The following is a 21,500-nucleotide window of genomic DNA, read 5'->3' on the forward strand; positions in this document are numbered from 1 at the left end:
CGGTCTACTGCACTTCGTAGCCGACTTCCTCGCTGGCGTGACAGAGCGCCTTCCAGAACGAGCGCGCAAACGAGCGGAACACATAGATGTCGAACTGGTCGGCGCCGGTGCGCTGGATCTGGGCGAAGACGTCATGATGCATGGTCGAGCGGCCGGCACCGACCGGGAAGGCCGGCAGCGCGAAGTCGATGGCGAAGAACTTTGCCAGCACCCATTCGGCCCTCGGTCCGGCGATGCGGATCGCGGTGCGGCCATGCGACAGGTCAGTCACCGTGCCGATATCAGGGGTGACGACATTGGCAAAGGCCGATGCCAGACCCTCGGCCTCGTCGACCACGGTGAATTTTCCCGGCGCAAAACCGAACACCGACCTCACGCCGTCGGTGCTGCCGGCGCCGGCGCCATCGGGCAGCGCAAGGCCGGTAACGGTGCGAATGCCTGCTATCAACGCCTTCTGCTGGCCCGGCCAGGCAGCGAGCTGCAGGATCGATCCCGGCCTGGTTTCGGATAGGATGACCTCGATGCCGTGTTCGAAATCGCCATGCGAGCCGGTGCGCAGCTCCAGCTCAAGCGGGGATTGGCGCTCAACCATGCATGCGGCTCCCGTCCGGATCAAAGAAGTGGTTGGAGACGATCTCGACCGGGCCGAACCGGTTGCGCAGAGGATCGGAGATATGGGCGCGCGTGCCGCGCCGTGCCTTGCCGTCCTTGACCAGAGCGAGCGCGATGTACTTGCCGAGCGCCGGCGAATAACAGCAAGCGGTGATGTGGCCGATGGAATCGTGCGGATTGGCTTCGTCAAGCGCTTCGACGATGTGCGCGCCGCCGTTGAGCGGCTGGTTGTCCAGCGAAATCAGGCCGACGAGTTCCAGGCGGCCAGGCGCGATCAGGCCCTCGCGATCCATCATCGCCGAGCCGATGAAGGGCTTCTTCCTGGACAGCATCCAGTCGAGATGCAGGTCGCGTGCGGTGGTGCGGCCGTCGATCTCGGCGCCGGTGACGTGGCCTTTCTCGATGCGCAACGTGCCAAGCGCCTCAAGCCCGTAGGTCACCAGTCCGAACGGCTTGCCGGCTTCGATCAAGGCTTCCCAGACAAGTGCGCCGTAGCCGGCGCCGGAGTAGACTTCGAAGGCCATTTCGCCGGAGAAGGAAAGCCGGCAGATCATCACCGGCACGCCTGATATCTTGCCGTGCACGATGCCCATGAAAGGCAGGGTTGCGTTGTCGACGGCGGTGCCGGTGACGCAAGCAGCAAGGATCTCTCTCGCCCTAGGCCCGCCGATCGCCGCACCCGCCCATTCGTCGGTCACCGAGGTGACATGGACCTTCAACTCCGGCCAGATGACGTCGAGGAAATACTCCAGATGCTGCATCACCTTGCCGGCATTGGCGGTGGTGGTGGTCATCAGGAAGTCCTGTTCGCCGAGCCGCCACGTCGTGCCGTCGTCGAAGGCGAGGCCGTCCTCGCGCAGCATCAGCCCGTAGCGGGCCTTGCCGACGGCCAATGTCGAGAACATGTTGGTGTAAACCCGGTCGAGGAATTCCGCCGCGTCCGGGCCCTGCACGGCGATCTTGCCCAGCGTCGAGACATCGACGATGCCGGCGCTCTCCCGCGTCGCCCTGGCTTCGCGCACATAGGCCTGCTCGATCGTCTCGCCGGGATGGCCATAAATCATCGGGCGATACCAGAGGCCGGCTGAATACATGGTCGCGCCGTTGGCGACGTGCCAGTCATGCATCGGCGTCAGTCGTTCGGGCCTCAAGTCGCCGAAACGCTCCGCGGCCAGTGAGCCGATCGACACGGCCGAAAAAGGTGGGCGAAAGCGTGTCGTGCCGACTTCGGGAATCGGCTTGCCCAGCGCCTCGGCCATGATGGCGAGGCCGGGTATGTTGGAGCTCTTGCCCTGGTCGGTCGCCATGCCGAGCGTGGTGTAGCGCTTCAAATGCTCGACCGAGACAAAGCCTTCGCGATGCGCCAGCCGTACATCCTCCGCCGTCACGTCGTGCTGGAAATCGACGAAGCTTTTTCCATCGGCCCTGATCTCGAACACCGGGGCCGGGTCGGGACCGCCGGGTGCGGCTTCGACGACCGGCAGGGCCGTTGGCGCACCTGTTCCACCTGCCGCCGAAAGCCCGGCGGCGCGGCCTTCGGCGATTGCCTCGGCGGTGGAAAAGCTGCCGGTGAAAGCGCCGGCGCCAATCCATTGCTGTGTTGGCCATCGCTGTGTTGGCCATTGCTGGGTTGGCTTCGGTGGCAGGAAGGCTTGCCTGGCGGCATTCCATTCCGCCTTGGCGCCGGCCTGGCTGGCCAGATGGATGGTCGGCGACCAGCCTCCCGATATCAGCAGGCAGTCGGCTTGAATGCTGCGCGCCTCGCCGGCAAGCGCGCCGTTGGCCATGTCGAAGCTCTGCACCTTGACGCCGGACAGCGCCTTGCCGCCTTCGGTGGCGACCACGGCGTGACCGAAAAGGATCTTGGCTTCCGCTTCATCGGCGAGCTCGCGCATATCGCTCGAAAGCTCCGGCCGCACGTCGACGATCGCGACAATCGCCGCGCCGGCCTTCTTCAGCGCCAGGGCGGAGCGATAGGCGCTGTCATTGTTGGTGAACAGTGCGATCCTGTTGCCCGCCAGCACGCCGTACTCGTTGGCGTAGCGCTCGGCGGCATGCGCCAGCATCACTCCCGGCCGATCGTTGCCCGGAAACACCAGCGGCCGCTCGAAGGAGCCGGTGGCCAGCACCACCGACTTGGCGCGAATGATCCAGTAGCGATGGCGTGGTTCGCCCTTGCCGGGCCTCTCCTTATGGTCGGCAACCCGTTCAAGCGCGGCGAGCGTGTTGCCGTCAAAATACCCCCAGACCGTGGTGCGTGGCAGCAGGCGGACATTGTCATAGCCTTCGAGCTGGCCGGCGGCTCGCGCTGCCCAGTCGGCCCCGGGCATCCCGTCGATCGTCTCGCCCGACCAGTTGGCCGAGCCGCCGAAATGCGGTTCGAGTTCGCTGAGGATGACACGCGCGCCCTGATCGGCGGCTGCCCTGGCGGCCATCAGTCCGGCCGGACCGGAACCGACCACTAGCACATCGCAGAAGGCGTTCATGCGCTCGTAACGCGCCGTGTCGGCAGCGGTCCCGGCGCGGCCGAGACCGGCGGCGCGGCGGATGAAATGCTCGCAGAACATCCAGAAACGCGTGCTCTTCAGCGGGCCGATCGCGGGCCCCATGAAGGTCTTGTAATAGAAGCCGGCGGACAGAAGCTTGCCGCCGAGCTGGTTGGCGGCGCTGACATCCCAGGCCAGCGATGGAAGCCGGTTCTGGCTGATGGCGGTCAGCCCGTCATAGATCTCGACCATGGTCGCGGCGATGTTGGGCTCGCGAACCTCGCCCCGCAACACCGTCACCAGGGCGTTCGGTTCCTCGACGCCTGCTGTCAGCACCCCGCGAGGACGGTGATATTTGAACGAGCGTCCGAACAGGGTGATGCCATTGGCCAGCAGCGCTGAGGCAAGGGTGTCGCCGGCATGGCCGGTGTAAGGCGCGCCGTCGAAGGTGAACCGGATGGTTCGCAGCCGGTCGATCCGGCCACCGGCGTCGGTGCGGCGCGGGCTCATGACTTGGCCTCCGCCTTGTGCCGGGCAGCCACTTTGTGGTCGCCGCGCGTGAACGCGACGCTGGAGATCTCGTGTGTCAGCGTGTTGCGCACGACCCTGAGATGGACGCGGCAGCCGCCGGAATGCTGCCAGATCTCGTTGTGGTCACCCGCCGGGTTCAATCGGTCATAGACATAGGCATTCCAGGTATCGAGGTCCTGCGAGGCAGGCTGAGGGCGCTCGCGGTTGCCGTCACCCTGATAGGTGAACTCGATGACGTCGCGCGGGCCGCAATAGGGGCAGGTAATCAGCATGCGATTGTATCTTCTCGTTTGACCATGATCTTGGCCGAAAACCGGTTTCCACTCTTGGTTACGCCGACCTGCGGTTCGGGATCATGGTCTAATGCAGCCGCGGCGTCGCGCCCTGGCCCTTGTCGTCGATCACCAGGCCGCGATGGAAGCGATCCAGGGTGAAAGACGCGTTGATGTCGTGCGGTTCATCCTTGGCTATGGTCCACGCAAAGCACCAGCCGGAGGCCGGCGTCGCCTTGAAGCCGCCGTAGCACCAGCCGCAGTTGAGATACATGCCCGGCAGCGGGCCGGTGGTGATGATGGGAGAACCGTCCATCGACATGTCGCAAACGCCACCCCAGGAGCGCAGCATGCGAACCCGGGCGAGACCCGGAAACAGCGCCAGCATCTCGCTCATCACCTCGTCGACAACAGGCAAACTGCCGCGCTGGGCGTAGCTGTTGTAGCCGTCGAGGTCACCGCCATAGACAAGGCCGCCCTTGTCCGACTGCGACATGTAGAAATGGCCCATGCCGAAAGTCAGGACCGTGTTGATGAACGGCTTCAGCGATTCCGTCACGAAGGCCTGCAGCACGTGGCTCTCGATCGGCATCGTATCGATGCCGGCGAGCCGCATGACCTGCCCGGTGCTGCCGGCCACCGCGACCGCCACCTTCCTGGCGCGGACCTCGCCGCGCGAGGTCGTGACGCCCGATATGCGTTCGCCGTCGCGCAGGAAGCCGGTGACCTCGCAATTCTCGATGATGTCGACGCCACGGCGGTCGGCGCCGCGCGCATAGCCCCAGGCGACGGCATCGTGCCGGGCGGTGCCGGCGCGCCGCTGCATCAGGCCGCCGACGATTGGGAAGCGCGCCGTGGCGGAGACGTCCAGCGCCGGCACCAGGCGCGCGATCTCGGCCGTGGTCATCAGTTCGGCGTCGACGCCGAGATGGCGCATGGCGTTGCCGCGGCGGGCAAAATCGTCGAGCTGGGCGGGCGTGTGCGCGAGGTTGAGGCAGCCGCGCTGCGAGAACATGACGTTGTAGTTGAGATCGTGCGACAGGTTCTCCCACAGCTTCATCGAATGTTCGTAGAAGCGCGTGTTGGCCGGCAACAGGTAGTTGGAGCGGACGGCTGTCGTGTTGCGGCCGACATTGCCGGAGCCGAGCCAGCCCTTTTCCAGCACTGCCACGTTGGTGATGCCGTGCTCCTTGGCGAGATAATAGGCGGTCGACAGGCCATGGCCGCCACCGCCGATGACGATCACGTCGTAGGACGCCTTCGGGTCCGGCTTGCGCCAGGCCGGTTTCCAGTCCTTGTTGCCGGTCAGCGCATTTTTGAGAAGCGAGAAGGCCGAATATTCCGCCATTCTTTTTGTTGTCCGTTCTGGCTTTTCGTCAGCCGTTTTGGGCGATGCGGCACATTATAGAGCAGGCCGCTGCCGCAAAGCCAATATTGCGCCATCGCTTTTCGACTGGCCGACTCCGAAGGGTGGGCAGGGCGGGACGGCTTGCTCCCCGGTATCAGCGTCTTTATCAAGGGCGAGCTTTAGAACGCCTTACCGCCTGTGAGTCGCCAAACGATCATGCTTTTCCGACTGCTCCGCTTCGTTCTGGTCCTGGCGATCGTCGCCTCGGCGCCGCTGTCGCTTGATGCGGCGGCGCAGGGGCTTGAGCAGGCTGCCTCTGGAGTGGTCGCCGACCAGCAGAAAATCCTGCAGGACCTGACGACGAGGACCGACAATCTCGAAAAGAAAATCCAGGAGGACGGTGACGACGACGCCAGCCTTGTCGACATCCGCCTGCAGCTCGAGGAAATGTCGCGAGGTGCGCTGGACAGCGCGCTTGTCTTCCGCCCGCGCCTTTCGGAGATCAACGCAAGGCTCGATCAGCTCGCGGCGCCGCCCGCCGCGGGCCAGCCACCCGAACCCGACATCGTGACCAGCGAACGCCAGGCGCTGGCGTCCGAAAAGGCCGAGATCAATGCTGTCATCGCCGCGGCGCAAAACCTGTCGATCCGAATCAGCGGCCTCATCGCCAAGATCGCCAATATGCGCAGCGAGCTGTTTCGCAATCTGCTCACCAAGCGCTACGTGCTGTCCGACGCGTTGAGCCCTGAAGTCATTTCCGATGCCAATGGTGAATTTACCGGCTTCAACAAGGCAGTGTCGTCGTGGCTGGCCTTTGTCTTCAAGTTCAAGTTCCAGGCCGTGCTGGCCGCGACCTTGACGGCGCTTTCCCTGGCGGCGGTGCTTTTTGTCGGTGGGCGGCGTTTGTTCGGGCGTATCTTCGAAGCGGACCCGTCGGTCGAAGATCCGTCCTATCTCAGCCGGTTGTCGGTGGCGTTCTGGTCGACATTGCTGCCGACGCTGGCGGTCGGCGTATTCCTGGTCTCGACCGTGTTCTTTTTCAACTATTACAATGTGTTGCGCGGCGACATTGGCGTTTTCCTGAAGGCGCTGGTCGGGGTCATCGCGGTGGTGTTCTGCGTCAACCGACTGGCCAATGCGACGCTGGAGCCGCGGCTGCCGAACTGGCGGCTCATCCCCGTTGAATCAGGCCCGGCACGCTGGCTGGTGCGGCTGACGACCGCCATGGCGGTGGTGATCGGCGTCAACTATTTCCTGTCGGTGGTCAACGACACGATGGGCTCGCCGCTGTCTCTGACCATCGCCAGAAGTTTTGTCGCCACCGTCATCGTCGGCATCATCCTGATCCTGATGGCGCTGCTGAAGCCGTTCAAGGCCACCGACGGAAGCTGGCGCCCCTGGCCGGCGTGGCTGCGCTACACCGCCGTCGCGCTAGGCCTTTTCACCATTGCCACGGCGCTGCTCGGCTATATCGGCCTTGCCATCTTCGTCTCGCTGCAGGTCGTGGTCACCGGTACCATTCTGGTGACCGCCTATATCGGCTTCCTGTCAGCGCGGGCGATCAGCGAGGAAGGTGGCTTTGCCAACACGTCGATCGGGCGCTGGCTATCGACCAATTCCAGTTATGAGGAGTCCGCGCTCGACCAACTCGGCCTGGTCGTCAGCGTCGCCATCAACCTGATGATCGTGCTGGTGTTCCTGCCGCTGATCCTGTTGATGTGGGGCTTCCAGCCCGGCGACATCGAGGCCTGGGCCTACAAGCTGGCGACGGGCCTCACCGTCGGCTCCGTGACGATCTCGGTGACCGGCATCCTCACCGGCATCGTCGTCTTCATCATCGGCTATTTCCTGACGCGCTGGTTCCAGGGCTGGCTCGACGGCTCGGTGATGGCGCGCGGCAAGGTCGATACCGGCGTGCGCAACTCGATCCGGCTGGCGGTCGGCTATGCCGGCGTCGCGCTCGCAGCCCTCGTCGGCGTCTCGGCGGCGGGCATCGATCTCTCCAACCTGGCGCTTGTCGCCGGCGCCCTGTCGCTCGGTATCGGCTTTGGCCTGCAGAATGTCGTCTCCAACTTCGTCTCCGGCCTGATCCTCTTGGCCGAGCGGCCGTTCAAGGTCGGCGACTGGATCGTCGCCGGTGAGATCAGCGGCACGGTCAAGAAGATCAGCGTGCGCGCTACCGAGATCGAGACGTTCCAGCGGCAGTCGGTGATCCTGCCCAATTCAAACCTGATCAACAATGCGGTCGGCAACTGGACGCACCGCAACAAGCTCGGTCGCATCGACATCAAGGTCGGCGTCGCCTACGGCAGCGACGTCAAGCAGGCCCATGCTGTGCTGTTGGAGATTGCGCGCGGCCATCCGCTGGTGCTGAAAAATCCGGAACCCTTCGTGCTGTTCACCAATTTCGGGGCGGCCGCTCTCGAATTCGAAATCCGTGTGTTCCTGGCCGACGTGATGAACGGCAACATCGTGCAGAACGACATTCGGTTTGCCGTCCTCGACGAGTTCGCCGATCAGCATATCGAAATTCCGTCGGCGCCGCGCGCCGTCGTCGAGACCAAGAAGCATGAGGCGTGGCCGATCGATGACGACAAGATCGAAGTCGATTTTGCGGAACAGGAGCAAGCAAAGGCGGAAGCCGTGGCCGAGACGAAACGCCTGGCCAGATCCGGGCGCAAGACCCGCAAGCCGGATCCCGATTAGGGTTTATTGATATTCAGCCGGCCTGCGAACGGCTGATACCTGCGCTTCCGACGCAGCCAAAGCAATTGCGGCATGAATGCGGCATTCAGTTGCCGTTCAGCTTGCATCTCATATAAGCTCACATGCAAAGGGCGGGAATGCCTTGCGAAATGCAACAGAGGCGGTGGCAACACCGATACTGCAAATGTGGAAGTCGCTCGTCGCCGCCATCGCTTTTCTTGCCGTGGGCGGTTCAGCCTTTGCCGCCAGCGCCACCAACAAGGACGCCGAGACCCGCACACTCGTCGTGACCGAAGGCGGTGGCAAGACGGAGCTGGCGCTGGCCGCCGGCGAAACCGCTGAATTCTGCCCGACCGGCTGTTTCGTTACCATGCCGAATGGCGACCTCGAAGCGCTGACCGGTTCGGAAACAATCGAAATCTCTGGCGGCGTCGCCCGCATCAAGTAACCGCGTCAAAAAACGTTGACTAGTTTTTAGAAGGCCGGGCAAATGCCCGGCCTTTGATCGTTTCGGGTTATCGAAACTTAACGATGAAAGGGAAAATACCGTCACGCAAGCCAGGCCGGGCCGGACGCTTTAACGATCGCTGCGCTGTTGCCCGCTATATCGGGCCGAAGACGCCAAGCATGGGGTTTTGGATCGGCGCCTGATCCTTTCCGAAAGGTCGGCTTTCGGGATCATGCGCTTTTAGGCAGGGCAACGAAGAATGGATGTGCGGTCGGACAGGAACGCAATCCCGCTTGCTGTCGATCTCGACGGCACGCTGATCGCGACGGACCTGTTGTGGGAAGGTCTGTTCATCCTTCTCAAGAAGAATCCGCTCTATGTTTTCCTGGTGCCGTTCTGGCTCGCCGGCGGGCCGGCGCGGTTGAAGCAGGCCATCGCTCAACGCATCGACATCGATCCTGCGTCGCTGCCCTACCGCGAGGCGCTGCTTCAGCGCCTTCGCACCGAACATAGCGAAGGCCGCAAGATCGTGCTGGCGACCGGGACGCCGCGTAAATTCGCCGAGGCGATCGCCGCACATCTCGGCATATTCGATCGCGTCCTGGCGACTGATGGCCCCCACAACACGACGTCAGGCAGAAAGCGCGCCTCGCTTGTCGCCGCCTATGGCGATGGCGGCTTCGACTATGCCGGCAACAGTCGGCACGACCTTAAGGTATTCGACGCCGCGCGCACGGCAATCGTCGTCGCCCCCGACCGTCATGCCGCGCGCTGGCAGGCCGTGCACAGTGCTGAAATCATGCCGGCGCCGAAACCGACATTCAGAACCATCGTCAAGATGCTGCGCGTTCATCAGTGGCTGAAAAACTCGCTGATCGCAGTGCCGATGGTGCTGTCGCACGAATACTTCAACGCCGACATGATCTGGGAATGCCTGCTGGCATTCGTCTCGTTCAGCGCAGTCGCTTCCGCCATCTACATCCTCAATGATTTCTTCGATCTCGCGCTCGACCGCAAACACCCGACCAAGCGCAACCGGCCATTCGCCAGCGGCGCGCTGTCGATCCCGTTCGGCCTCGGTTCAATGATGGTGCTGCTCGCAACAGGCGTTGCTGCAGGGCTTCTGCTGCCGATTGAATTCCTCGGCGTGCTCGGTGGCTACATGGTCATCACCACCGGCTATTCGCTGTCGTTCAAGCGCATGCTTCTGATCGACGTGCTGACATTGGCCGGTCTCTACACGATCCGCGTTCTGGCTGGCGCCGCGGCGACCGGCGTCGACGTCTCTTTCTGGCTGCTGGCCTTCTCGATCTTCTTTTTCCTGTCGCTGGCGCTGGTGAAGCGGTTTGTCGAGCTGCGCACGACCGCCATTCCGGCCGGCGAGCGCATTGCCGGCCGCGGCTACCGCACCGAAGACCAGGAGATTGTCGCCCAGGCGGGCATGGCGTCGGCCTTTTCCTCGGCGCTGGTGCTGGCGCTCTATATGGACAGCGCTGCGGTGCGCGAACTTTATCCGCATCCTTGGCTGGTCTGGCCGCTGGCGCCGATCGTGCTTTACCTGACCATGCGCGTCTGGATTCTCGCCCGCCGCGACCAGATGCATGACGATCCGGTCGTCTTCATCATCCGCGACTGGCGCAGCCAGATCGTCGTGCTCATCGGCGCTGTGTTTCTGGTCGTCGGAGGCTGGTAGGCTTGGGGCAGGAGCGGTTCCAGAGCTTCGGTCTTGCCACGCCACCGGCACTCAATGTGATCCCGGCGGACGACGCTGTTGCGTTGCTGAAGAGCGGCAAGGCGACAAGAAACGCTTTGCTCGCCTACGGCAACGGCCGCTCCTATGGCGATTCCTGCCAGAATGGGGCCGGAACGATCATCGATATGCGGCCGCTGAACAGGATCCGCGCCTTCAATGCCGAGACCGGCGTGATCGAGGCCGAGGCCGGCGTGCTTCTGTCCGACATCATCGCCCATGCCGCGCCATACGGCTTCTTTCCCGCCGTCGTTCCGGGCACGCAGTTCGTCACGCTCGGCGGCGCCATCGCCAACGACGTTCACGGCAAGAACCATCACCGGCGCGGCACCTTCGGCTGCCACGTCGAATCCTTGACGCTGCTCAGATCGGACGGACAGGCCCATTACTGCTCGGCCACCGAGAATGAACGCCAGTTCGCGGCGACGATCGGCGGCATGGGGCTGACTGGGCTGATACTGTCCGCATCGATCCGGCTGATGCGGGTGTCATCGCTCGACATCATCGAGAAGGTGACGCCGTTCCGTGGTCTCGGCGAGTTCTTCGAACTTGCAGAAGCGGCCGATCAGGCCAACGAATACGTCGTCGCCTGGATCGACCAGCTTGCCGGCGGCCAAAGTCGCGGGCGCGGGCTGCTGTTCACCGGCAATCACGCCGAGCATGGCTCCCATGTGGCCTTGCGGGCCGGTGGAAATCTTTCTGTGCCGTTCCAGCCGCCGTTCAACGTGCTCAACCGGCCGTTCCTGACTGCCTTCAATGCCGCCTACCGGTGGAAGAAAGGCCGGTCGACGGCGCCGCGCCAGGTCGGCTACCAGGGTTTCTTCTTTCCGCTCGACGGCGTCGGCAACTGGAACCGGCTCTATGGACCGAATGGGCTTTTCCAGCACCAGAGCGTGATGCCGCAAGACGTCGCGCGCCGAGTTGTGCCGGCGTTGCTTGCGGCGGCAAAACTGGCCGGGCAGGGCTCGTTCCTCACCGTCCTGAAGCGCTTCGGCGGGGTCCGCTCGCCGGCACTGCTGTCGTTCCCGCGGTCGGGTTTCACGTTGACGCTGGATTTCCCCAACCGTGGCCGGGCGACGCTGGCGCTGCTGAAGGAGCTCGACCAAATGACGGTCGAGGCCGGTGGCGCGGTCAATCCCTACAAGGACGCCCGCATGGGCGACGACGTTTTCGCAGCCTCCTTTCCGGAATGGCAACGCCTCGAAGCGATCCGTGATCCCGCCTTCATGTCGAGTTTCTGGGCGCGAACGGCGAAAAAGCTCGAGGCGCGACACGGAACCGCCGAAGCCGCGGAATAGATAACATTCGAATAGGTTGTGGTTAATGCGTCGATAACTCAAGCTTTCGTCAAGGCTTTTTGTGCTTCACGAAATGTTTGAAAGTTTTCAATAGAACAGGGAAGGCTTTATGGGAAAAACATGAAATACATCGTCTTCATTCTGTTTACGGTCATGACCAACGCCGCCGCGCAACTCATGCTGAAGCAGGGCATGATGTCACTTGGTTCGATTTCCTTCGAGGGCAGCAATCCGTTGCTGAAGCTGTTGCAGATTGTCTTCAGCCCGTGGGTTTTCCTCGGCCTGTGCACCTTCGTCATCTCGATGGCGTCACACCTCTATGTGCTGTCCAAGGTAGAGCTCAGCTTCGCCTATCCGTTCCTCAGTCTCGCCTATGTCGCCGTTGCGATCTTCGCCTATTTCATCTTCCGCGAAGACCTCAATGGCTGGCGCATCGCCGGCATCGCTTTCATCTGCGTCGGCACGGTACTGATCGCCCAAAGTGGCCGGAATTTGGCTGATCTCGGGCATGACGAGGAAACGGCATCCCTTTCGTCCGACAAGATTCACAGTGGGATCGTTCGATGAGACATGTGATCTTCGGCGGTGACGGTTTCGTCGGCCGCCACCTTGCCCCGAAACTCCTGGCCGATGGCGAGGAGGTGGTCGTCGCCGATATCGCTAAAAGCGACCTGCCGCATTACCGCTCGGTCCGATATGTCGGGTGCGACGTCACCGATCCGGCATCGGTGGCTTCGGTCGGTCTGAAGGCCGACGACATGGTCTACAATCTGTCGGCGAAAATGCTGTCGCCGATCCAGGTGCGCGCCAAGCGCCACGAATTCTTCTTTCCGGTGAATTTCCACGGCACCGAGCACATCCTGCAGGCGATGGACAGAGCCGGCGCGCCCAAGCTCGTCCATTACACGACCGACATGATCTACGGCCACACGGTCACGCAACCGATGACCGAGGAACACCCGGTTGCGCCGCTCGGCGAATATGGCCGGTCGAAGCAGAAGACCGAGGAACTGGCCGTCGAATGGCGCAAGCGCGGCATGTCGATCTCGCTGTTTCGGCCGCGCCTGATCATCGGCCCCGGCCGCCTCGGCATCCTCGAAAAACTGTTCAAGCTGATCGACTGGAGCCTTCCTGTGCCGATGATCGGCTCGGGCAAGAACCCGTATCAGTTCATCTCGGTGTTCGACTGCGCCGAGGCGGCGCGCGCCGCGTGGAAGGCCGGCGTGCCTGATGAGGCCTATAATCTCGGCTCGCTCAACCCGCCGCCGGTCCGTAAACTGCTCGGCGACCTGATCAGGCATGCCGGCTCGAAATCGATCCTGATCCCGACACCGGGCTGGGCAGTCAAGCGCACGCTCGACCTCCTCGACCTCTTGAACATGCCGATCATGGATCCGGAGCAGTATCTGATCGCCGACGAGGACTGCGTGCTCGACGTGTCCAAGGCCGAACGCCAGCTCGGCTGGGTGCCGCAATATCGCGACGAGGACATGCTGATCGCCGCCTACAGCGAATATCACGCCAAGAAAGGCGGCCATGCCGTCGCCGCCAACCATGTGCCCGCCGAGTGAAGGGCCAGCAGGAGATTCTTGAGATGACCGTCATGACCAAGCCAGACCACACGACAGCGCGCGCCACGGTCAGCGCGCCGGCACTTTCGTCCGCCATCACCGCCAAGCCCGATCTGATCAGCGTCGAGCAGGCCAAGGCGATGGACGTCGCGCGCATGACCGACCTGTTCAAGGCGCATCTCAACCCCGGTCAGCTGCATTTCATGAAGCTGCTCGGCTTCCACAAGATCAAGGTCGAGCGCGCCGAAGGCATGTTCTACATCGACCAGAACGGCCGCAGTATCCTGGATTTCTTCGGCGGCTTCGGCTCACTGGCCTTTGGCCACAATCATCCGCGCCTTCTGGAGGCGCGCAAAAAGTTCCAGGAGGAGAAGCGGCAGGAGATCGCCATCGCCTTCATGTCGCAATATGCGGCGGCGCTAGCGCACAATCTCGCCAAATGCTCGCCCGGCGACCTCGACATGGTGTTTCTAGGCTCGTCCGGCTCGGAAGCCATGGAGGCGGCGGTGAAACTCGCCGAGCGCGCCGCCGGCCCGAAGCGGTCGAAAATCGTCTATGCCGAGAATTCCTTTCACGGCAAGACCAAGGGCGTGCTGGCGATCACCGACGGCTCGCTCTATCGCGCTGACTTCAAGATGGCCGACAATGTCATGCGCATTCCGTTCGCCGACATCGAAGCGGTCGAGCGCTCCTTCCGCTCCGATCCCGAGGTCGGCGTCATCGTGCTCGAAACCATCCAGGGCGGCGGCGGTATCATCCAGGCGCCTGCCGAATACTGGCAGAAGCTGCGTGCGCTATGCGACCAATACGGTGTTCTGTGGGTCGCCGACGAGGTGCAGTGCGGCTATGGCCGCTCCGGCCGCTTCTATGCCTTCGAGCACTACGGCGTCGTTCCGGACGTCACGGCGCTGGCAAAGTCGCTCGGAGGCGGCAAGGCGGCGGTCGGCGCGATGATCGCCAGGCGCGAGGTCTACATGAAGGCCTATGGCACGCCGAAGACGGCGATGATCCACGCCATGGCCACTTTCGGCGGCATGGGCGAGGCCTGCGTCACCTCGATCGAGGCGCTCAACGTGCTTTACGACGAGGGGCTGATCGACAACGCCGCGGTCACCGGCGACTATCTGCTGCAACGCCTGCAGACGTTGCGGGAAAAATACCCGAAGATCATCAAGGAGGTCCGCGGCAAAGGCTTGATGGTCGGGCTGGAATTCCACGATTTTTCGCAGACCTTGCCGATTGTGCTGCGGCCTGTGGTCAGCGTGCTTGACGACAAGCTGAAGGGATCCTTGTCCGGTTTTGTTGGTGCTTTGCTGCTGCGTGACTACGACGTGCTCGTCGCCTTCACCGAATACAATCGCAACGTCATACGTCTCGAACCGCCGCTGATCTGCCAGCGCGAACATGTCGACCGCTTCGTCGAGGCGCTCGACAGCCTGTTGTCGCGCGGCATCGTGTCGATCGTGAAGGATTTCGTCAAAAGCCAGGTCCGTTAACCAGGTGCGCCGAGCGAGACCATGCTGAGCAAGTCTCCGGCTCCGACAAACCTGCTCGACCGGCTGACCAAGGCCGGTCTGGCATGGGGCGAGGGCACCTATGCGCGTCTTGCCGCACCGATCGGGGCGGCTGCCTTCGCGCTCTACATTCTGCTGACCGCGGCGACGGCATGGTTCATGCCTGACGCCAATTGGGACATGCTGCCCTACCTCGCGATCGCCGAGGAGGGCACCTATCGCGATGTGCAGGCGCTGCACGATTATGCCTATGGCACGGTCAGGGACGGCCTGTCGGCGAGCGACTACCAGGCGCTGACCGATGATGGCGGCGGCTTCCGCAGTCATATGGCCGGGAATGCCGCCGATTTCCATTCGCTGCTCGGCATGTACCGGATCAAGTTCCTTTACGCCGAGATCCTGTCGACGATGAGCTCGGCGATGTCGCCGGTCGCGGCGATGCGGCTGCTGCAGGTGTTCTCGGTATTGCTGTTCGGCGCGATCGCGCTGCTCTGGCTGCGCTCAGAGGGCGCGCTGGCGCTGGCGCCGGTTCTCGGCGCGGTGCTGATGATGGCCGATTTCGGCGACGCGGCGCGGGCGTTGACGCCTGACCTGCTGTGCTCAGCGCTGTTCCTCGGCGGGCTCTTTGCCTATAGGCGCGGTCGTGAAGTGGCCACCGCGATCCTGCTCTTCCTCGCTTTCATGGCTCGGCCCGACAATATTGTTTTCCTTGCTATTTTTGCCGTGCTGCTGTTGGTCTTCCGGCAGAAGGCGTGGGGCGCGCTGGCCGGCTTTGCCGCCTCGCTCGTCGCCTATTTCGCCATCTCGCACTGGGCGCAGCATCCCGGCTGGTGGCCGCATCTGTGGTTCTCCTCGATCGAGCAGCACTACAATATGGCCGGCTTCGATCCGCCGTTCTCGGCTGTCGCCTACCTCCGGGCTTTTGCCGCCTCCCTGATCCGTGCCGTCAGCCTGAACAACTGGGTCGGCGTCTCGGTGATGGCGCTGGCGGGGTGGTATGCCTCAAGCCGTGCCGGCTTCAAGCTCGACCGCCGCGCCGGCATTCTGTTTGCGGCATTGGTGCTCGGCGTATTGGCCAAATTCACGGTCTTCCCGATCCACGACACCCGCATCTATTTTCCCAATCTGATCCCGCCGTTCCTGCTGCTCGCCGGGCCATTCATGGCGTTGTGGGCATCAGCGAGCACCAAAGGGCGCGGCGCCGCGCCATTGCACGTCATTCCTGGAGACAAGTCATGAGTTCCGTTTCCAGCCTGGCGCGCAGCGCGCTGTCGCTCGGCCTCCCCGCTGGCATCCTCGATCGCGGGCCGTCGCTGCGCGGTACGAAGTTCCTGGCGAAGGCCGCGCTGAAGGCGCGCCTCAGTGGGGCAAAACGGCGGTTCCAGATGGTCAATGTCGGCGCCTGCGATGGCGTGTTGTTCGACGATGTGACGCCGTGGCTGCACCGCATCCCGCACGCTCGCGCCGTACTGGTCGAGCCGATCCCGCACAACCAGAAGCGGTTGCGCGCCAACTATACCGATACGGGCCGCTTCGTCATCGAGCCGGTCGCAGTGACGAAGACCAAGGGAACGATCACGGTCCACACCTTCGATGCCGCCGCACTCGAGGCTGGCACGCTGCCGATCGAGTTCATCGGCTGCTCGTCGGTGACCGACACCAATTTGATGTCGGCAAGAATGCCTGGGGCCAGGCCGATGCCAACTTCAACAAATTCGCGCCGCACCTCAGGGATATCGAAGTGCCGTCGGAGACATTGCAGACGCTGCTCGACCGCAACGGCATCACCCATATCGACGCCTTCCTTGTCGATTGCGAAGGCGCCGACTGGATCGTCTTCGAGCAGCTCGACCTCGAGCGCTACCGTCCCGGCATGATCAAGGTCGAGGTTGGTGCGTTGCCGGCGGCCGAGATCGGCCAGGTTGTGGTCAAGTTGAAGATCGCCGGCTACCAGGTCGGCTTCCAGGCCGAGGACATCTGGGCCTTCGCCTGAGGGGTAGCCCCCTCCCCGAAAGCAGCTGATCCTTTCGGGTCGCGTCGCATCTGCAGCGTGTCGCAAACAGGCGGTAGCATGGCGGCTGCCGCCTGCATATTGTGCGCCGATCAAACGGGCGCCGGTGCCCGCTTTACCACTTTGGAGTCGCGGGCAATGGCAGGGTTTCCAGAAAAGGCGAAGGTCGTCATCGTCGGGCTGGGCGGTATTGTCGGCGCATCGATCGCCCATCACCTGATCGAGCGCGGATGGGACGACCTCGTCGGCATCGACAAGTCAGGCATCCCGACCGATATCGGCTCGACAGCGCACGCCTCCGACTTCTGCTACACCACCAGCCATGATTTCCTGTCCTGCTGGACGACGCTCTACTCCATCGATTTTTACGAAAAGATGGGTCACTACGCCCGTATCGGCGGCCTCGAGGTTGCCCGCGTCGGCGACGACGATCGCATGGCGGAGATCAAGCGCAAGATCGCCTCGGCAAAGGCTTTCGGAACGCGTGCCCGCCTGATCGAGCCGGCCGAGATCAAGCAGAAATTCCCGCTGATCGAAGAAGAGATGGTGCAGGGCGGCCTGTGGGATCCCGATGCCGGTCTTGTCATCCCGCGCTCGCAAACGGTCGCCGGCAAGCTGGTCGACCAGGCGGAAGCCTCCGGAAAACTCAAATCCTTCGCCAACACGCCGGCCAGGTCGCTCGTCGTGGAGAACGGTCGTATCAAGGGCGTGGTGACCGATCGCGGCACCATCGAAGCCGACTACGTGATCGTTTGCGCCGGTATCTGGGGCCGGCTGATCGCGGAAATGGTGGGCGAGGACCTGCCGGTCATGCCGATCGACCATCCGCTCACCTTCTTCGGGCCCAATACCGAGTTCGCCGGCACCGGCAAGGAGATCGGCTGGCCGCTGCTGCGCGACCAGGGCAACTCGGCTTACATGCGCGACACCGGCGATCCCAAGACCGCCGAAGGCGGGCAGATCGAGTGGGGCTATTACGAAGAGACCAATCCGCGCCTTTGCCATCCGCGCGACCTTCTGGAGAAGGACCAGGCCCGTCTATCGCCCTCGCAGCGCGACCTCGACATGGAACAGATCCTGGCGCCGCTCGAGCGCGCCATGGAACTGACGCCGATCCTGGGCGAACTGGGCTACAATGAGAGCCATTCCTTCAACGGGCTTCTGCAGGTGACGGCAGACGGCGGCCCCTCCATGGGCGAGAGCCAGAAGGTGCGGGGCCTTTGGTATGCCGTCGCGATCTGGGTCAAGGACGGCCCCGGCATGGGCAAGCTCATCGCCGACTGGATGACGGACGGCCGGACGTCGATCGACCACCACGCCATCGACTATTCGCGCTTCTATCCGCACCAGACGCAAGAGCAGTTCATCTGGGACCGCTGCACCGAAACGGCGATGAAGGTCTACAATCCGGCCGTCCATCCGCGCGAGCCCTTCTCCAAGGCTCGCGACGTGCGCCGCTCGCCCTTCTGGGAGCGCGAGAAGGAACTCGGCGGCTATTTCATGGAACTCGGCGGCTGGGAGCGCGCCCATGGCTATGCCGCCAACGAGCACCTGCTCGAGAAATATGGCAACCGCGTGCCGGTGCGCGAAAACGAGTGGGACAACCGCCATTTCTGGCGCGTCTCCAATGCCGAGCATCTCGCCATGAGCGAGGATTGCGGCATCGTCAACCTGTCGCATTTCGCAATGTACGACGTGGAAGGCCCTGATCATGTCGCGCTGATGGAGTGGCTGTGCGCGGCCAGGATCGGCGGCGACGGCAATATCGGCAAAGGCATCTACACCCATTTCCTCGACGATGAGGGCATGGTGCGCGCCGACCTGACCGTCATCCGCATGGCCGACCGCTGCCGTGTCATCGACGGCGCAGATGCCGGTCCGCGCGACTTCCACTACATGCGGCGGACGGCAGAAGACAACGGGTTCGATGTCGCCATCACCGACGTGACCGAAAAATACGTGACCGTCGGTATCTGGGGTCCGAACGCCCGGGCAACATTGAGCAAGGTCGTGGAAGACCCGGACGGCCTGACGCCGGAGAATTTCCCCTTTGCGGCGATCAAGCCTGTCAGGATCGCCGGCAAGGACGTGACCGCTTTCCGGATCTCCTATGTCGGCGAGCAGGGCTGGGAACTGCACATGCGGTACGAAGACGGCCTGGCCGTATGGGATGCTTTGCGTTCGACCGGCGTGATGGCTTTTGGCGTCGAGACCTATGCCAACAGCCGCCGCATGGAGAAGAGCCTGCGCCTGCAGAATGCGGATCTTTTGACCGAGTACAATCTGCTGGAGGCCGATCTTGCCCGCCCAAAGGTCAAGGAGGCCGATTTCAGCGGCAAGGCAAAGCATCTGGACTATCGCGCCCGCGCGCATCAGCCGGCCATGCTCTGCACACTTGTCATGACGGATAATGTCGATTCCAACGGCGTTGCCCGTTATCCCGTCGGCACGCTGCCGGTGATGGACCCGCAAACGGGTGAAACGCTGGTCGACGAACTCGGCCGCCGATCCTTCACGACCTCGGTCGCCTACGGCCCGACCATCGGCAAGAACATTGCCCTCGCCTATCTGCCGTGGACGTATTGCCAGGAGGGCCGCAAGCTGGATGTCGAATATTTCGGCGAGACATACCCGGTCGAAGTGGCCGCCGTCGGCTACAGGCCGCTCTACGACCCCGACAACCTCAAGCCACGCAGCTGAGCCTCCCACAAAAGAGGTGAGGGGCGGACTCGCAAAAATGTGAATGCAAGGACTTAAAGCGCGTCACGTTTTGTGGGGCCATGCGCCGCGCCTTAAGTTCTCGTTTTTATGCAAGTCGTTGCCCAAACCCGCTGCGCATCCTTGGTTCAAGCCCGAGGGCATGCTTTTGGACGACATGCATTAGCCCGGGGCTAGGCTTTTCGCTTTGTGGCGCGACGATTTTCGCTTACCTTGCGGCATGTCTGCTTTTCCCCGCGCAGGACATCTCCTCTCAGGCGCCGCCGCGCTGGCGCTGACGTTCGTCCAGGCGCCGGAATCCCGCGCTGCCGATCCCGTTGACGTCGAACTGGTGCTGGCGGTCGACGTTTCGCTGTCGATGTCGCCGGCCGAACTCGAAATCCAGCGTCGCGGCTATGTCGCGGCACTGACGCATGACACGGTACTGCAGGCCATCGCCGACGGCGCCTACGGCAAGATTGCCGTCACCTATGTCGAATGGGCCGGCACGACCTGGCAGCACATCATCGTGCCGTGGACGGTGATCGCCAATCGTGCCGACGCCGAGCGGGTCGTCGAGCAACTCTCCGCCCATGCGCCCAACAGCGCGCGGCGCACCTCGATTTCCGGTGCCTTGCAATTCAGCAGCGATCTCTTCGCCGAGAGCGGCTTTCAGGGCGTCAAGCGCGTCATCGACATTTCAGGCGATGGCCCCAACAATCAAGGTGCCCCCGTCGACATCATCCGTGACGAACTGGTCAGGCAAGGCATTACCATCAACGGCCTGCCGCTGATGACCCGGGGCGGCTTCACCAGCGTCTACGACGTCAACTATCTCGACCGCTATTACACAGACTGCGTCATCGGCGGGCCCGGCGCGTTCATGATCCCGGTCAACGAGTGGACGCAGTTTCCCGAAGCGATCCGCCGCAAGCTGGTGCTTGAGCTTGCCGGGCCTGCCTCACCGCAATGGGCGGCGGAAGAAGCGGCGCATCCGCCGGTGGTGCTGGCGCAGGACAAGCCGGCCACCGACTGCCTGGTCGGCGAGAAAATGTGGCGCGACCGAAGCTGGATGTTCGACACCCGCTAGACTTCAATCGCCATCCGCCAGAGGTACGCGTGCAAAATATTGCCTTGCCTTGTCTACGCGGCCAGCAACTGCTTGCGATCGACGCGCTCCTGCTGCGGCGAGCGCGCATAGAGCTCGCGGTAGCATTTGGAGAAATGCGAGGCGGAGACGAAGCCGCAAGCGACCGCCACTTCGACCACCGGCAGCGATGATTGGATCAGCAAGTGCCGAGCCCGGTCGAGGCGGATCTCCAGATAGTAGCGGGCAGGGGATCGTCCCATCTCGGTGCGGAACAGGCGCTCGATCTGCCGGCGTGACAGGTCGACATGGTCGGCGATCTCGATCAACGACAGCGGCTCGGACAGGTTTGCTTCCATCAATTCGATGATGGTCAGCACCTTGGAGTTCTGCACGCCAAGGCGTGCGCGCAGCGGCAGGCGCTGGCGATCGGTCGGGCTGCGCACGCGGTCAGTCAAGACCTGCTCGCAGACCCGGTTAACGAGATTGTCGTCGAAATCGTCGCCGATCAGCTTCAGCATCATATCGAGCGCCGCGGTGCCGCCGGCGCAGGTGTAGATGTTCTGGTCGATCTCGAAGAGGTCGGCAAAGACATTGGCCTTCGGGAACGCTTCGGAAAAGCCCGGCAGGTTCTCCCAATGAATGGCGCAGCGCTTGTTGGACAACAGGCCGGCGGCGGCCAGTATATGAGCGCCAGTGCACAGGCCGCCGATGGCGACGCCGCGATTGTATTCCTCGCGCAGCCAGGCGAAGGCCGATTTGTTCTGGTAGCGCTCGACATTGATGCCGCTGCAAACGACCGCCATGTTCGGCCGTTCGGAGCCGGACATCTTCTTGCGTTCGTCCTCCAGCGAGGTGTCGACGGCGCATTCGACGCCGTTCGAGGCGCGCACCGGCTTGCCGTCAATGCTGGCGAGCCGCCAGCGGTAGGCTTCGTAGCCGAGCATCCGGTTGGCCGAGCGCAACGGATCGAGCGCCGTTGCAAAGGCGATCATGGTGAAATCGGGGACCAGGAAGAATACAAACGATCGCCTGATCGGATGATTTACGACGTTCACAGGGTAACCCTCACGCTGCAATGGCGCGAACAGGATGTCGCGATCAGCATAGCGACATCAGGAAAAATCTTTCCTGTCAATCGGCTAGGCGGCAACGAAAAGACTTTATTT

Annotated in this window: 15 protein-coding genes and 1 pseudogene; 11 read left to right on the forward strand and 5 right to left on the reverse strand. The window is 62.9% G+C overall.

Features of this window, described 5'->3' with window-relative positions:
- Positions 1 to 4: 4 nt before the first annotated feature.
- The 4 genes from AC0L15_RS14425 to AC0L15_RS14440 form a co-directional block, all read right to left on the reverse strand.
- Complete coding sequence (locus AC0L15_RS14425; RefSeq protein ID WP_287174645.1) at positions 5 to 592, reverse strand: sarcosine oxidase subunit gamma; 588 nt, start codon at positions 590 to 592, stop codon at positions 5 to 7.
- Positions 585 to 3,608, reverse strand: coding sequence for a sarcosine oxidase subunit alpha (locus tag AC0L15_RS14430; RefSeq protein ID WP_473496512.1), 3,024 nt, complete (start codon positions 3,606 to 3,608; stop codon positions 585 to 587). The genes AC0L15_RS14425 and AC0L15_RS14430 overlap by 8 nt, the downstream gene beginning before the upstream one ends.
- Positions 3,605 to 3,901: a sarcosine oxidase subunit delta gene (locus AC0L15_RS14435; protein WP_287247297.1), complete on the reverse strand. Its 297-nt coding sequence runs from the start codon at positions 3,899 to 3,901 to the stop codon at positions 3,605 to 3,607. Before AC0L15_RS14435 ends, AC0L15_RS14430 begins: the two co-directional genes overlap by 4 nt.
- Positions 3,902 to 3,989: 88 nt before the next feature.
- On the reverse strand, positions 3,990 to 5,249 hold the full coding sequence (locus AC0L15_RS14440) for a sarcosine oxidase subunit beta (protein ID WP_287247296.1): 1,260 nt from the start codon (positions 5,247 to 5,249) through the stop codon (positions 3,990 to 3,992).
- A gap of 216 nt (positions 5,250 to 5,465) precedes the next feature.
- Here AC0L15_RS14440 and AC0L15_RS14445 point away from each other — a divergent pair, with 216 nt between their 5' ends.
- The 11 genes and pseudogenes from AC0L15_RS14445 to AC0L15_RS14495 all read left to right on the forward strand — a co-directional run bounded on the left by AC0L15_RS14445 (position 5,466) and on the right by AC0L15_RS14495 (position 20,334).
- Positions 5,466 to 7,955: a mechanosensitive ion channel family protein gene (locus AC0L15_RS14445; RefSeq protein WP_287235716.1), complete on the forward strand. Its 2,490-nt coding sequence runs from the start codon at positions 5,466 to 5,468 to the stop codon at positions 7,953 to 7,955.
- Between the two features lie 184 nt (positions 7,956 to 8,139).
- Positions 8,140 to 8,403, forward strand: coding sequence for a hypothetical protein (locus tag AC0L15_RS14450; RefSeq protein ID WP_023798910.1), 264 nt, complete (start codon positions 8,140 to 8,142; stop codon positions 8,401 to 8,403).
- A 259-nt stretch (positions 8,404 to 8,662) separates the two neighbouring features.
- Positions 8,663 to 10,096 carry a UbiA family prenyltransferase gene (locus AC0L15_RS14455; protein WP_287247295.1) on the forward strand — a complete coding sequence of 478 codons (1,434 nt, stop codon included), beginning with the start codon at positions 8,663 to 8,665 and terminating at the stop codon, positions 10,094 to 10,096.
- 2 nt (positions 10,097 to 10,098) lie between these two features.
- Positions 10,099 to 11,451 carry an FAD-binding oxidoreductase gene (locus AC0L15_RS14460; protein ID WP_287247294.1) on the forward strand — a complete coding sequence of 451 codons (1,353 nt, stop codon included), beginning with the start codon at positions 10,099 to 10,101 and terminating at the stop codon, positions 11,449 to 11,451.
- Between the two features lie 120 nt (positions 11,452 to 11,571).
- Complete coding sequence (locus tag AC0L15_RS14465; protein WP_287247293.1) at positions 11,572 to 12,018, forward strand: EamA family transporter; 447 nt, start codon at positions 11,572 to 11,574, stop codon at positions 12,016 to 12,018.
- Positions 12,015 to 13,022 carry an NAD-dependent epimerase/dehydratase family protein gene (locus tag AC0L15_RS14470; protein WP_287247292.1) on the forward strand — a complete coding sequence of 336 codons (1,008 nt, stop codon included), beginning with the start codon at positions 12,015 to 12,017 and terminating at the stop codon, positions 13,020 to 13,022. Before AC0L15_RS14465 ends, AC0L15_RS14470 begins: the two co-directional genes overlap by 4 nt.
- 23 nt (positions 13,023 to 13,045) lie before the next feature.
- Positions 13,046 to 14,518, forward strand: coding sequence for an aspartate aminotransferase family protein (locus AC0L15_RS14475; protein WP_287247291.1), 1,473 nt, complete (start codon positions 13,046 to 13,048; stop codon positions 14,516 to 14,518).
- Between the two features lie 21 nt (positions 14,519 to 14,539).
- On the forward strand, positions 14,540 to 15,775 hold the full coding sequence (locus AC0L15_RS14480) for a hypothetical protein (protein WP_287247290.1): 1,236 nt from the start codon (positions 14,540 to 14,542) through the stop codon (positions 15,773 to 15,775).
- Positions 15,772 to 16,529, forward strand: a pseudogene (locus tag AC0L15_RS14485) (FkbM family methyltransferase). Before AC0L15_RS14480 ends, AC0L15_RS14485 begins: the two are co-directional and overlap by 4 nt.
- Before the next feature lie 156 nt (positions 16,530 to 16,685).
- A complete protein-coding gene (locus AC0L15_RS14490; protein WP_287247287.1) occupies positions 16,686 to 19,247 on the forward strand; it encodes a GcvT family protein in 2,562 nt (853 codons plus the stop codon).
- Between the two features lie 238 nt (positions 19,248 to 19,485).
- On the forward strand, positions 19,486 to 20,334 hold the full coding sequence (locus AC0L15_RS14495) for a DUF1194 domain-containing protein (RefSeq protein ID WP_023798918.1): 849 nt from the start codon (positions 19,486 to 19,488) through the stop codon (positions 20,332 to 20,334).
- A gap of 53 nt (positions 20,335 to 20,387) precedes the next feature.
- Here the strand turns inward: AC0L15_RS14495 and AC0L15_RS14500 are convergent, their stop codons facing one another.
- Entirely contained in the window at positions 20,388 to 21,326 is a 939-nt protein-coding gene (locus AC0L15_RS14500) for a GlxA family transcriptional regulator (RefSeq protein ID WP_268931722.1), read from the reverse strand.
- Between the last annotated feature and the right edge of the window lie 174 nt (positions 21,327 to 21,500).

It is taken from the genome of Mesorhizobium sp. WSM4846 (genome assembly GCF_055811415.1).